The sequence below is a fragment of the Lunatimonas lonarensis genome (genome assembly GCF_000390185.1).
Classification (GTDB): Bacteria; Bacteroidota; Bacteroidia; order Cytophagales; family Cyclobacteriaceae; genus Lunatimonas; species Lunatimonas lonarensis.
Window position 1 is genome coordinate 20,100 of sequence record NZ_AQHR01000098.1, and the last position, 14,529, is coordinate 34,628.

General features: G+C 45.2%; 11 protein-coding genes. 10 read left to right on the top strand and 1 reads right to left on the bottom strand.

All coding sequences use genetic code 11. From position 1 onward, the window contains the following. The first annotated feature begins 15 nt into the window (after positions 1 to 15). From ADIS_RS17255 to ADIS_RS17300, 10 genes are all read left to right on the top strand, one after another. The gene (locus tag ADIS_RS17255; RefSeq protein ID WP_010855940.1) at positions 16 to 417 is read left to right on the top strand and encodes an ATP-binding protein; all 402 of its coding nucleotides are present in this window, start codon (positions 16 to 18) and stop codon (positions 415 to 417) included. Between the two features lie 3 nt (positions 418 to 420). Beyond that, the gene (ybeY, locus tag ADIS_RS17260) at positions 421 to 849 is read left to right on the top strand and encodes an rRNA maturation RNase YbeY (RefSeq protein WP_010855941.1); all 429 of its coding nucleotides are present in this window, start codon (positions 421 to 423) and stop codon (positions 847 to 849) included. Between the two features lie 108 nt (positions 850 to 957). After that, positions 958 to 2,823, top strand: a complete 1,866-nt coding sequence (gene mnmG / locus ADIS_RS17265; protein ID WP_010855942.1) for a tRNA uridine-5-carboxymethylaminomethyl(34) synthesis enzyme MnmG — start codon at positions 958 to 960, stop codon at positions 2,821 to 2,823. A gap of 3 nt (positions 2,824 to 2,826) precedes the next feature. Next, positions 2,827 to 3,711: a class I SAM-dependent methyltransferase gene (locus ADIS_RS17270; protein ID WP_010855943.1), complete on the top strand. Its 885-nt coding sequence runs from the start codon at positions 2,827 to 2,829 to the stop codon at positions 3,709 to 3,711. After that, positions 3,708 to 5,447, top strand: coding sequence for an Ig-like domain-containing domain (locus ADIS_RS17275; protein WP_010855944.1), 1,740 nt, complete (start codon positions 3,708 to 3,710; stop codon positions 5,445 to 5,447). The genes ADIS_RS17270 and ADIS_RS17275 overlap by 4 nt, the downstream gene beginning before the upstream one ends. A gap of 587 nt (positions 5,448 to 6,034) precedes the next feature. Further along, positions 6,035 to 6,475, top strand: a complete 441-nt coding sequence (locus tag ADIS_RS17280) for a MarR family winged helix-turn-helix transcriptional regulator (RefSeq protein WP_010855945.1) — start codon at positions 6,035 to 6,037, stop codon at positions 6,473 to 6,475. Positions 6,476 to 6,496: 21 nt separating this feature from the next. Continuing rightward, on the top strand, positions 6,497 to 8,902 hold the full coding sequence (locus ADIS_RS17285) for a 3-hydroxyacyl-CoA dehydrogenase/enoyl-CoA hydratase family protein (RefSeq protein WP_010855946.1): 2,406 nt from the start codon (positions 6,497 to 6,499) through the stop codon (positions 8,900 to 8,902). Between the two features lie 49 nt (positions 8,903 to 8,951). Next, positions 8,952 to 10,127: a thiolase family protein gene (locus ADIS_RS17290; protein WP_010855947.1), complete on the top strand. Its 1,176-nt coding sequence runs from the start codon at positions 8,952 to 8,954 to the stop codon at positions 10,125 to 10,127. Positions 10,128 to 10,224: 97 nt separating this feature from the next. Then, complete coding sequence (locus ADIS_RS17295; RefSeq protein ID WP_010855948.1) at positions 10,225 to 10,488, top strand: four helix bundle protein; 264 nt, start codon at positions 10,225 to 10,227, stop codon at positions 10,486 to 10,488. A 219-nt stretch (positions 10,489 to 10,707) separates the two neighbouring features. Continuing rightward, positions 10,708 to 12,498: an acyl-CoA dehydrogenase family protein gene (locus ADIS_RS17300; RefSeq protein ID WP_010855949.1), complete on the top strand. Its 1,791-nt coding sequence runs from the start codon at positions 10,708 to 10,710 to the stop codon at positions 12,496 to 12,498. 190 nt (positions 12,499 to 12,688) lie between these two features. Here ADIS_RS17300 and ADIS_RS17305 read toward each other — a convergent pair whose 3' ends face one another. Continuing rightward, a complete protein-coding gene (locus ADIS_RS17305; RefSeq protein WP_081634976.1) occupies positions 12,689 to 14,293 on the bottom strand; it encodes a T9SS type A sorting domain-containing protein in 1,605 nt (534 codons plus the stop codon). Positions 14,294 to 14,529 lie beyond the last annotated feature (236 nt).

Below are 14,529 nucleotides of genomic sequence, written 5' to 3' on the forward strand. Positions count from 1 at the left end.
AGAAAACAAATACACATGAAATCGATCAAAATTTCTATCCCTTCTTTAATAGAAAATATAAAGATTGTCGAAAGTTTTATTGACAACGCAAAGGTAAAATATAAAATAAACGACGATATCTACGGGAACATCATGATATCTGTGACAGAATGCGTGAGCAACGCAATCATTCACGGAAATAAGGAAAACCCTCAAAAACAGGTAGACCTGATACTGGAGTTTCATGAAGATCAAATAAAATTCATAGTAGAAGACCAAGGGGAGGGGTATGATTACCACCATCTGAAGGATCCTACGGCACCGGAAAACCTAGAAAAAGCCGGAGGTCGCGGGGTGTTCCTAATGAAACACTTATGCGACGAATTGCTATTCGAGGAAAATGGTAGCAAAACAACGCTTACCTTTTACCTAAATTAGAAAATGGCAATTCGTTTTTTCGAAGAGGAAACACCCTTCAAATTATCCAAAAGAAATACCCATAAAAAATGGATAGGTGAAATAGCAAAAAGTGAAGGAAAGCAAATCAGTGAATTAGTGTTCATATTTTGCTCTGACGAGTACCTTCATGAAATCAACCTATCCTACCTAAATCACGACACATATACTGACATCATTACCTTTGATCATACCGAAAAAGAAAATACCCTAGAAGGAGAGATATACATAAGCATAGAACGGGTAATAGAAAATGCCACAATAGTAGGCGAAACGTTCGAAAGAGAATTGCTAAGAGTAATGAGCCACGGAGTATTGCATCTTAGTGGTTACAAGGATAAAACAGATCAAGAAGCAAACCTCATGCGAAAGAAAGAGGAAGAGGCAATTAAATTGTTCGAAGGGGTACAATAATCCAAGTGTTCCACGTGGAACACTTGGCACCGCTACCAGAGAATCCACATGATTCTACAAATTACCCCGAAAAACGTTCCACGTGGAACATATAATAAATAATCTACCATGTTTGAAAAATACGATGTCATTGTAGTAGGGGCAGGACACGCAGGATGTGAAGCTGCACATGCGGCCGCCCGAATGGGATCTAAGGTACTCCTCTGTACAATGAATATGAATACGATCGCACAAATGTCCTGCAACCCGGCAATGGGTGGTGTGGCAAAAGGACAAATCGTAAGAGAAATCGATGCGCTGGGGGGTATGTCCGGAATCATATCAGATAAATCTATGATCCAATTCCGTATGCTAAACCGTTCAAAGGGTCCAGCCATGTGGTCTCCAAGAACCCAGAACGATCGAATGCGTTTTGCCGAAGAATGGCGATTGGCACTGGAACAAACGCCAAATGTAGATTTTTGGCAAGAAATGATTAAAGGTTTAATCGTAAAAAATGGTCGAATAAGGGGCATAAGAACGGGAATTGGCATAGAAATTTTAGCGAACGCTGTGGTACTCACAAATGGGACATTTCTAAATGGTGTCATTCATATTGGAGAAAAACAACTAGGAGGGGGCAGAACCAGTGAAGCAGCAGCAAAAGGAATTACAGAGGATCTCATCAATCTAGGATTCGAATCAGGCCGGATGAAAACGGGAACACCTCCAAGGGTAGATGGCAGATCCCTTGACTACTCGAAGATGGAAGTGCAGCACGGAGACAGCATACCCGAAAAATTCTCCTACCTCCCGATCACCAGCCCATTAATGGAGCAACGAAACTGCTGGATTACCTATACAAACAAACGAGTACACGAAACCCTGGAAACAGGTTTTGACAGATCGCCTATGTTCAATGGTAGGATCAAAGGATTGGGTCCGAGATACTGCCCTTCCATTGAAGATAAAATAAACCGCTTTGCCGAACGAGACCGCCATCAAATATTCGTGGAGCCTGAGGGATGGAATACAGTAGAAATCTATGTTAATGGATTTTCAACTTCATTACCCGAGGATGTCCAGTTTAAAGCCCTCCGTCAAATACCCGGATTTGAATCCGCCAAAATGTTCCGCCCTGGTTATGCCATCGAATACGACTTCTTTCCGCCAACCCAACTAAAACCAACATTGGAAACGAGGCTGATTGCAAACCTGTTTTTCGCAGGCCAAATCAACGGTACGACTGGCTACGAAGAAGCCGCTTCCCAGGGCTTGATAGCAGGGATAAACGCCCATAACAACGTACACAACAAAGAACCATTCGTACTAAAAAGATCCGAAGCTTATATCGGCGTCCTTATCGACGATCTTGTAAACAAAGGTACCGACGAACCCTACCGAATGTTTACTTCTAGGGCAGAGTTCCGTCTGCTACTCCGACAGGATAATGCCGACATCCGACTGACTGAACTAGGCTACAACATCGGCCTCGCAAGCCACGATCGTATGGAGGCCGTTCAAAAGAAGAAACAGGAAACCGAAGAAGTCATCCAATTATTAAAACAAACCAAGTTAGATCCAGACACAGTTAATCCTGACCTTAATACGTTGCAAACAGCAGAAATACGGGAAAAAACAACCGTGGAAAAATTGATTAAACGCCCCAATATCGGAATCAACCAAGTAAGCAAGCTGAATCAGGAACTAAGTTCAAAGCTGAAGAATAGAAGTAAAGAAGTACTGGAACAAGCGGAAATACAAATCAAATACGAAAGCTATCTGGAAAAAGAACAGCAACTAGTGCAAAAAATGGCCAATCTAGAAAATTTCAGAATTCCACTAACCTTTGATTATTCACTAATAAAAGCCCTATCTGCGGAAGGCCGGCAAAAACTAACAAAAATACAACCAGAAACCCTGGGTCAAGCATCCAGAATCAGTGGTGTAACACCGGCAGACCTATCCATTCTGACAGTGTACCTAGGAAGATAACTTATGTACGAAAGACTTACCAAATGCCCACTATGCAAAAGTGGGCATTTTCTCAATTATCTCATCGCAAAAGATCATGCTATCTCTGGTGAATCATTTAATATATCCATCTGTAAAAACTGTACCATCCTCTTTACCAACCCCAGACCGGACAAAGCAAACATTGGCAAATACTACGATTCAACCGAATACGTGTCACATGCTAATAAAACCAACAACCTCATCAACCTGCTCTACAAGGCGGTAAGAATATATACCACACGCCAAAAATTGCGATGGATAAACAGCGTAAACAAAAGCAAAGGACGTATTCTTGATTTTGGCTGTGGAACCGGGCATTTATTAAAGATACTACAAGACGATGGATGGCAAACTACCGCGTTTGAACCAAACCCAATAGCGGCTAAACAAGCAGAAAACCTGCTGCAACAACAATCACTCTCTAATATATCAGTCCTGAAAAGCGAAAAAAAATTTGATGTAATAACCTTATTTCATGTGTTGGAACACATTCACGACCTTCACAAAACATTCAAAATCCTTTTAGACCGCCTCAAAAAAAGAGGCACGCTCTACGTCGCTGTACCTAATATAAATTCCCATGACTTTATTCATTACAAAGAAAACTGGGCAGCATTAGATGTACCTCGCCACCTATATCATTTTACCAGCAACTCTATGGAGTACCTTGCAGAAAGATACGACCTTAAGATAATCGAAAAAAAGCCGCTATATTTCGATGCGTTCTATGTATCTATGCTAAGCGAAAAATACCTGGGAAGCAAAAACCCATTGACATCGCTATTAAAAGGCTACCGGTTCAACAAACAAGCCGCCAAATCAACTAATGGCCATTCAAGCATTCTTTATATTCTAAAGAAAAAATGAGACCCTTTTTTACCTTACTATACGCCGCAGTTACCGTCATGGTAATCGTCTCCTGCGCAAAGCAGAGCTCTCCAATGGGGGGACCCAAAGACGAAGATCCCCCTGTATTGGTAGGCACCACCCCGCTTAACAACGCTACAAATACTTCGCCCGAAGAGATAACTTTGACCTTCAACGAATACGTAGCGTTGGATAATCCAACAAAGCAAATCATCATAACACCTAAAGTAAAAACAGACGAGGTACAGTTTCTTGCCAATAGAAACCGTGTAAGCATCAAGCTGAACCAAGACCTCGAAGAGAATACCACTTATGTGTTCAATTTTCAAAAAAGTGTGCAGGACATCACCGAAAAGAACCCTGCCGAAAACCTAAAGTTGGTATTCTCCACCGGCGATTACATCGACAGCCTATCCATCGCCGGGCGTGTATCCTACATCATCCCACGAAGCAACAAAGAAATGAAGGATATCCTGGTAGGACTTTATCAGGAATCAGACACGACAGACCTGTTCACCGCCTCACCCTACTACATAGCACAGGCAGATACAGCAGGCAAATTTGAAATAACCAATATCAAAGCCGGTAGGTTCAGGCTATACGCTTGGCATGACGATAACAATTCTTTGAAAGCAGAATACAGAAGCGAAGCCTATGGATATCTACCAGAAGTAATTGATATTCGAGATAATATGAGAGAATTCCACCTCAATATATTCCGCGGGGATCTGTCAGAACCGAAGGTGAACAGAACAGCTTCGGTAGGATCAAACTATGATATCATCTTAAGCAAACCGCCAATATCTTATCACGTTGAGCACCCAGAACTTACAGAGAAGTTATTTTATCGCCTTAACGATAGGACCATACGTCTTTACCATACAGACTTAAGAAACGATAGTACTGAAGTGCGACTCACACTAACCGATTCCGTAGGATTTTCGATAGACACCACCCTTTATGCTAAGTTTGAGGAAAGCGACCGACGACTGGAAAAACTGGAAATCAAAGCAAACTCCGGCTTAAGCTTTATACAAACCCTCCGTGCTGAACTGACCTTTAACAAACCAATACTCCATATGAATTTCGATTCATTAATGGTAAAATACGATACCGCAGGTGTCATTCCAATTGAACCAAAACACATATATTTCACTGACAGTACAAAACGAACAAAAGCCATCGTACAAATACCCATACCCGATTCACTGGTATACGACACCTACAAAGTCTATATAGGTGACTCATCCATCATCGACATAGAAGGCATCGGGAACGAAGCAAAATTAGAAGCAAACTACAAAAAGCTAAAACCAGACCGATTGGCTGATGGAGTAAGCGGAACAATCCGCACAACGGAGTTTCCAATATTAGTTCAGCTCCTAAACAAGAAAGACGAAATCGTTCGGGAACTATACCTCGATTCGACCAACACATACGAATTCACAAAGATAGAGGCACAGGAATACAAGGTGAGAGCTATTATTGACCGCAACAAAAACAGAAGATGGGACCCTGGAAACTTCCGCATGAACACGCAACCGGAGCCAATTTACTTTTTTGTGGACCCAGAATCCAAATCCCAGGAATTTATCCTAAGAGCTGGATGGACGCTGACGGATATAGACATTGAACCCAGACGTGACACGGGCTATTACCCAATAAAAAATTTAGAAACGATCGAAAACGAAGAAGAAACAGGGGGTCGAATAAGCGGACCGAAAGAGGAACCCTAGTGTGAAAAGTACGTGGATAACCCGTGAGATAAAGAGGACAAAACAGGCGTTTTAAACAAATCATAAAACGGAGAACCGAGCAAACTACGATACAAAAGAATAACAACACGTTTACAAACACCTATCCACAAATCGCCCAACACCTGCTTACACACAAATACCAATAGCAACCTTGTCCACAAATCCGAACCCATACGACCATAACAAACTGATTTCGAGAAACCACAGATACCGCAGACTGTGCATAAATGTGTGAAGAATGGAGAGAAACCTATTCCGAAACGGTGGACAAAAAATAACGCACGAGTTACCAACAAATCCACACCATAATAAAGACAATAATGCTTTTTAAAATTGAAAATCAATAAAATAATTAAAGCGTGGATAAGTAAAAGACCGGGGTTATTTTAGTTTTTCCACCCAGCGGTCGATTTAAAAATAGACCATTGCTTTTCAATTACTTATACTATGGTCGATGGTAAAAAGTTTAGCGGAACCAACATTTTTTTCTCAACAAAATAGTATGCATGCATAACTTTTTTATGTATTTTTAGGTATCCAACACAAAAACCCCGTATACTGTACGTATGAAGAAGGAGGAAACTTTTGACTTCCATATTAAATCCTGTTGGCACTCCATTTCAAGGATGTACAACCAACAAGCGGCTAAGGAAGAAATTACAGCTTCCATGGGTTATGTGTTGATCAACATCCATTCAAAGGAAGGCACACCGGCAACCAAAATCGCTCCAATGCTAGGCCTTGAGCCTAGGAGCCTGACCCGCGTATTAAAAGCGATGGAGGAAAAACGGTTAGTTGAAAGAAAACCTGACCCCGGGGATCGTCGATCGGTTAGGATTTTCCTTACAGAAGAAGGTAAATTGAAAAAAACGAAGGCGATCGAAACGGTCATGGATTTCAATTTATCGGTAAAAGAGGCATTGACAGAAGAAGAAGCATTGAGCTTCTTTACGATTTTCCAGAAAATCAATGAAGTGATACTTCAGAATCAAAAACCAGAAATTTAATAATAAACCGAAATACAGCTTATGAACAGAATCATTCAAAAAGTAGCCGTTTTAGGATCTGGCGTGATGGGTTCCAGAATTGCCTGCCACTTTGCTAATATCGGGGTGCAGGTACTTCTATTGGATATTGTGCCACGCGAGCTAACCGAACAGGAGCAGAAAAAAGGTCGCAGCCTGGAAGACAAGGAGGTAAGAAACCGCATAGTAAACGAGGCTTTGCAAAATGCCCTTAAATCAAAACCATCTCCGATTTATGACACAGCCTTTGCTTCAAGGATAACCACTGGTAACCTTGAAGACGATCTTCCCAAAATCAAAGAATACGATTGGATCATAGAGGTCGTGGTGGAGAAATTGGAAATCAAGCAGTCCTTATTTGAAAAAGTAGAGCAGCACCGGAAGCCGGGAACCCTCATTACCTCCAATACTTCTGGCATTCCGATGCATTTGATGTGCAAAGGCCGATCGGATGATTTCCAGGAGCATTTTGCCGGAACCCACTTTTTCAATCCGCCCCGGTACCTACGATTGCTAGAGATTATTCCCGGTCCTAAAACCGATCCGAAGATCATAGATTTTCTAATGGGATATGGTGACCGCTTTTTGGGCAAGGAAACCGTGTTGTGTAAAGACACCCCGGCCTTTATTGCGAATAGGATCGGTGTGTACTCGATCATTTCCGCTATCCATACGATTGAGAAACTAGGTATGGGTGTATCTGAGGTCGATAAACTTACCGGTACGGTCATCGGAAGGGCCAAGTCGGCCACCTTTCGTACCATGGATGTAGTGGGTCTGGATACCACGGTGAATGTTGCTACCAACTTAAAACAGGTGCTGACGCACGATGAATCCAAGGATCGTTTTGAGTTGCCAAAGAGCATGAAAGTGCTCCATGAAAACAAATGGCTTGGAGACAAGACCGGACAAGGATATTTTAAAATGATCCGCCATAAGGATGGCAGCAAAGAGCTCAAGGAAATTGATCTCCAAACGATGGAGTACAAAGATGCCGAAAAGCCAAGACTGAAGTCCCTGGATGAAGCCAAATCTATCGAAGACCTTAAAGAACGTATCCGCTTCTTGGTAAACTACCAGGATCGTTCCGGAGAATTTTTCAGGGAGACATTTTATGACCTTTTTCGGTATTGCTCTTTCCGGATTCCGGAAATCGCCGATGAGCTCTACCGCATAGATCAAGCTGTAAGTGCCGGTTTTGGCTGGGAATACGGGCCGTTTGAAAACTGGGACATTCTCGGTGTTAAGGAAACGGTCGCCAATATGGAAAAAGCCGGTCATAAGGCCGCCGATTGGGTCTATGAAATGTTGGAAGCAGGAAATGACTCCTTCTACAAGGTGGTAGACGGCAAGCGGAATTACTACGACATCTCTTCTAAATCGTACAAGGAAATCCCTGGGCAGGGTGACTTTATACTCATTGACACGCTCAAAGGAGCTAAAAAGAAAGTATGGGGCAATGAAGGCGCTAACGTGTATGACATGGGCGACGAGGTCCTGCTGCTGGAATTTCATACCAAGATGAACTCCTTGGGCGCGGAAGTAGTACAGGGCATCAATACGGCCATATCCATGGCAGAAAAATCCTACAAGGGCTTGGTCATCGGAAACGAGGGAGGTAATTTCTCCGCAGGTGCCAACCTGGCGATGCTATACATGTTTGCAGGCGATCAAGAGTTTGACGAGATCAACTTGATGATAGCGCAGTTCCAAAATACTATGATGCGGGTGCGCTATTCAGACGTGCCAGTGGTGGTAGCACCGCACAATATGGCATTAGGAGGTGGATGTGAAATGTCCCTGCACGCGGATGCCATCCAAGCCCATGCGGAATTGTATATGGGTTTGGTGGAAGTGGGGGTTGGATTGATTCCTGCAGGTGGCGGAACAAAAGAGATGACCAGACGATTTGCCAATGCGATTGTGCCTGGAGATGTTGAGCTTAACCGCTTGCAGGAAATATTTATGAATATCGCGATGGCAAAGGTTTCCACATCGGCGCAGGAAGCGAAGGGGTTGGGATACCTAGAAGCAAAGGATGCCATTACGCTAAACCGCAAAAGGCAGCTCGCAGACGCAAAATCACGGGTGCTCTCGCTCTATGAACAGGGATATTCCCGACCCATACAACAAACCAACATCAAAGTGCTCGGAAAAACCTCGCTTGCGTTGTTTGAAGCTGGTATTACGGGCATGATTTACGGATCCTATATCTCAGACCACGATGCGAAGATAGCCCGTAAATTGGCCTATGTCATGAGCGGTGGCGATCTATCCAGCGCCACGGAGGTCAGCGAGCAGTACTTGCTTGATTTGGAAAGAGAGGCCTTCTTGAGTTTAACAGGAGAGAAGAAGACGCTTGAACGCATTCACAGCATACTCTTCAAGGGCAAACCCTTGAGAAATTAACCATTCACGCTCATAATCAGCTCTTTTTAACCCCAATAACTGAAAAAAAATGGAAGCATATATTGTAAATGGATATAGATCAGCAGTAGGAAAAGCCAAGAAAGGAGGTTTCAGATTTTACCGTCCCGATGACCTGGCCTCGGATGTCATCAAGTTTTTGATGGAAAAGGTACCGCAGGTATCGCCAAAGCAGGTCGATGACCTGATAGTGGGCAATGCCATTCCAGAGGCAGAACAAGGCATGCAAATGGGAAGGATGATCGCCTTGCTGGCCCTGGGCAAGGATGTGCCGGGCTTTGTAATGAACCGGTATTGTGGATCGGGAATTGAAGCCATCGCCCTAGCTACCGCAAAAATCAAATCAGGCATGGCCGATTGCATCATAGCTGGAGGAACGGAATCCATGTCCATGCTTCCCATGATGGGTTATCGAACGGCCTTAAACTGGGATATCGCATCCAAGAATCCCGATTACTACCTTAGCATGGGCCTCACCGCAGAGGAGTTGGCGAAGGACTATAGCATCACCCGGGAAGATGCAGACCGATTTTCGGTGCGTTCCCACGAGCGGGCCATCAGTGCCACCCAAGGAGGTAGATTCAAGGATGAGATCGTACCGGTGCAGGTAGAGGAAACCTATTTGGATGAGAACCAAAAGAAGAAAACCAGAACTTTTACCGTGGATACCGACGAAGGGCCCCGCCCGGGAACGACCTTGGAGGTCTTGGGAAATCTAAAACCCGCGTTTAAGCAAGGCGGACAGGTTACCGCAGGCAACTCTTCCCAAACTTCCGATGGAGCGGCCTTTGTGATGGTCATGTCGGAGCGCATGGTGAAGGAACTTAACCTGGAGCCTGTGGCGCGTTTGGTGTCTTACAGTGTTGCTGGTGTGGAGCCTCGCATTATGGGCATAGGACCCAAAGAGGCGGTGCCCAAGGCTTTGAAGCAGGCTGGTCTAACTTTGAATGATATCGATCTAATCGAGCTTAACGAAGCGTTTGCCACCCAGGCGTTGGCGGTGATCCGCGCGCTTGACATGAACGAAGAGATAGTCAACGTAAACGGTGGTGCCGTAGCCCTTGGCCATCCGCTCGGATGCACCGGTGCCAAGCTGACCGTCCAAATCATCAACGAACTACGGCGCCGAAACGGAAAATACGGCCTCGTCACCGCTTGCGTCGGAGGCGGCCAGGGTGTTGCAGGTGTCGTGGAGCTTTTGAAATAGACATAAGTAGTAAGACTTAAGATATAAGATTTCTAGGTCTTACTATTGACGATGCGTATTACGCCAAATAAAAAAGTTTGAAAAACGCACCTGAAGGATGCACAATTACAAGGAGCTTTTGGTATGGAAAAAGGCGATAGCCTTAGCTACCCAAATTTATCAGATATCAGGTGATTTTCCGGATACTGAAAAATTCGGGCTGGTTTCCCAAATGCGCCGCAGCGTCATATCTATTTCTTCCAACATTGCGGAAGGTGCCGGTAGAAGGACAGACAAGGAATTTGCACATTTTCTCGCGATTTCTCATGCCTCTGTGTGTGAATTGGAGTCCAACTGCATGTATGCAAAGAGTTGCAGTTAGTAGACGAAGAAGTTTTTCTATCGGTAGCTAACAGTTTGTCTGAGGTTCAGCGGATTCTATTTTCGCTGATTAGGAAATTTGATCATTGAGGTGTTTTATTTCTCTTATGCTTAATTAGCTAGGTAAGGAATAGTTAGAAAAGCGTAAAGCCTTCAATTATCTGGTTATTTCCAAAATTTTGATCTTGAATCTTACGTCTTAAATCTTACGTCTAAAAAAGTGAAAACCCCAATAAACGGAGGAGAATTCCTCATCAAGGAAACCAGCGCTGCGGATGTCTTTATTCCGGAGGAATTTAGCGAGGAGCAGCTGATGATGGCACAGGCGTGCCAGGATTTTGTAGATATGGAAATCATGCCCAAGGCAGAAGCCATAGACAGCATGAAGGATCCGGACTTGGTTCCGGGTATTTTGAAAAAGGCAGGGGAATTGGGTCTTTTGGGGGTGTCGGTACCCGAAGAATTCGGTGGCTTGGGGATGAGTTTCAACACCTCCATGCTCATTGCCGACATTATTGGTTCTGCGGGTTCTTTTTCCACCACCTACGGTGCCCATACAGGCATTGGCACGCTTCCTATATTGTACTACGGCACGGAAGAGCAGAAGCAAAAATACCTGCCCAAGCTGGCAAATGCAGAGTGGGCAGCCTGCTATTGCCTCACCGAGCCGGACGCCGGATCTGATGCCAATTCCGGAAAGACCAAAGCTACCCTCACCGAGGACGGCAAACATTACCTGATAAACGGGCAGAAAATGTGGATCTCCAATGGAGGTTTTGCGGATCTGTTCATTGTATTTGCCCGCGTTGAGGATGACAAGTACCTTTCAGCCTTTATCGTGGAGAAAACCTTTGGTGGAATCACCATGAACGAGGAAGAGAAGAAGATGGGCATCAAGGGATCTTCCACCCGACAGGTGTTCTTTAACGACTGCAAGGTGCCCGTGGAAAACCTGCTTTCCGAACGTGGCAATGGATTTAAGATCGCTGTCAACATCCTGAATATCGGCCGGATAAAATTGGGTGCCGGGGTGCTAGGTGGCTGTAGGACGGTTCTGGGAAATGCCATCCAATATGCCGGTGAACGCAAGCAGTTTGGCGTGAGCATCAACACGTTTGGGGCCATCAAGCAAAAGCTGGCCGAAATGGCCATCCGTACCTACGCCTGCGAGGCGCTATGTTACAGAGCGGGCCAGGATGTGGAAGATCGTATGGCGTCTCTGGCAGCCGAGGGCCTTAGCGACGCTGAGGCCAAGCTGAAGGGACTGGAGCAGTTTGCGATTGAATGTGCCATAGCCAAGGTACACGGTTCGGAGGTGCTGGATTATGTGGTAGATCAAGGGGTGCAGGTATATGGGGGTATGGGTTACTCCGCAGATGCACCGATGGAAAGAGCTTACCGCGATGCGCGTATTTCCAGAATATACGAAGGAACCAATGAGATTAACCGCATCCTGATGGTAGGCATGTTGCTGAAGCGGGCAATGAAGGGAGAAATAGATCTGATGCGACCGGCCATGGCCGTAGGGGAGGAGCTGAAGGCGGTGCCCAGCTTTGATCAGGTGGATACTTCCCAACCGATGGCAGCCGAAAAGGACGTACTCAGCAAACTGAAGAAGGTATTTCTGATGGTTGGCGGGCGAGCTGCCCAGGTACTGGGTTCCAAGATCGACGGTGAGCAGGAGATTATGATGAACCTCGCGGATATTATGATTGAGATCTATGCAGCCGAATCGGCCGTGCTCCGCACAGAGAAGCTTATTTCGCAAAGGGGCGTGGAGAGTACCCGGATTCAGCAGGCTGCCACCCAGGTTTACCTTTTTGAGGCGGTGGAAAAAATTCAGACGGCTGGAAAAGAAGCGATCAATTCATTTCTATCCGGTGATGAACAAAAGGTTCTGTTGATGGGACTGAAGCGTTTTACCAAAATGGAATCTGTCAATGTAAAAGAACTTCGCCGAGAAATAGCCGATGCGTTGATTGCGAAAGGGAAGTACCTTTTCTTCCAGTAATTACGGTAATCCCGGTGCCTTGGCCTGATTTATAAAAATGCTTTTGTTCATTCCAGGGAATGGGCAAAGGCATTTGTATTTTACTATTTTTTAGCAGCGCGTCTGGCGGATATAGGAGTATTCGGTAACTGGTCGTCCTATTGGATAACGTAGTATAGACCTTCTTTGCCAATAGCTTTAGGGACGGTCTTTACTCCACCCTAAGCTGCCGGACCACGGTGCCATTGCGGTGCTCGATGTGTACGACGTAGATGCCCGGCGTGAGGTGGCGGATGTCCAGTTGATAGCTGTTGACCTCGGGCACATTCTCCACGCATAGTCGTTCGGCTCCCACGATATCAACTACCCATATGCGGTGGGGCGGGGTGTTGAAGCTGTACTGTTGGAATTCCCTGCTTCCTTTGTTTTCAGCTTGCAGGACCGATTTGGCCGCATCGTCCAGTGGTGTTTCGGTAAGTGCTATCGTCACGTTGCCGTTCGCCGGATTGGGGTTGATGCCCACGGAGAAGTAGGAGCATCCCCAGGAATCGACGTTGAAATGGACCGTCCTCAGCGCTCCCTGTCCGCAGGAGTTGACGGCCCGTACCCGCACGATATAATTGTCCGGATTAGTAAACCAGCAGGCCAGCACTTCGTTTTTAGTACCTGCGGTAAAGCAGGATACCCCTGAGGGCTGCTCCCAGATAAAGTTGGTAATATCGCTTGCCTTATTTCCGGGAGGGTTTGCGTTAAATGGATCGTAAAAGGCGTTGATGTAGGTGTATTCGTTCATACAGATGGGGTAGTAGTAGGCCTCCACCTGCATGCCGGTGTCGGGCACGCCGACCCAGAGCTGCTTCTGCACCTGATATTCCCCGCAGTCGGTATCTATGGTGTAGGTGAGTGTAGCCAGTCCACTGCTGCTACTGCTCGCTGCCCTAAGAGCGGCGGTGGTGCCGGTGCCGCTTCGTCCGGTAGAGGGGAATAAATGCGTAGGTGTTACCGCCCAGCTTACCGTTTGCCCGGCAGGTACGTTCTGTAGGGTAAAGTTGGTGTTTGTTGCACAGATGCGGTCGGGGCCGGTGATTGAGGGTATTGTAATCGTGGTGATTGTACCTCCTCCTACACCCAGGGGATCAAGCCAGTTGCTAAGACGGGTAGCATTAGTGCTATCTCCAACCCAAGAGACATCGAAGCGACCATATTCGCCAATTGGCTGGTCGCAATACGGGATTAGAGTACTATAATTTTGATTTCCGTGCAACTGCCCAACTACCAGACGATCTTGATTAAATAAAGGTGAGCCTGATGAACCATGTTGAACAACCCCATCGTTAAAATTGACTCTCCAATGTGTATTAGGCTGAAACCATCCAACAGAGGTAGCAGGGTTTTCATCAATCGATATTTTCATAACATCTCCATTTGGGTGATGAATTCCAACTGAGGAGCTTGCTGGAGTAGTAGTCGATGTCCAGCCTGAATAAGTTATTCCAGTAGAAGCGTTTGGCCTACTGTTTAATTCAAACAGTGCAAAATCAGTATCCTGAAATGCAGCTCTGAATTGGGAACCACTAAATGAATAAAAGAGGACAGCGTCAGATCCGTTGCAGGCAGGGCTCTTATATTGAAATCTAAAAACCCAATCTTCGGCTGCATCAATTTCATTGGGAGTGAGGTTGCCATTCCCTAAGTCTGCACCCGGCCCAACATCCACGCAATGAAAAGCGGTTAAAAAATAAGGTGTTAAATTTTGGCAACTATTATTTAGCAAAACCCCTGAACAATGTCTAGTATTATTTGCCAATAGAACCATTGCTACTGAATTGGATACATCTTGCCAATTATGGCCTACTTCGCAATTAATATTATTATGACAGGGAGCAGAAGCGCCAAAGCCCGGAGTTACTCCCGGGAAATCTGTATTAAAAACGTTTTTATAAGCGTGAATAACTTTCACAATTTTTAGTGTTGAAGGTATTTCCACTCCTTCGGGTTCAAAAAATTCTAATTGAATTAGGCATTTTGTAAATGATCAAAATCTGCCTATAT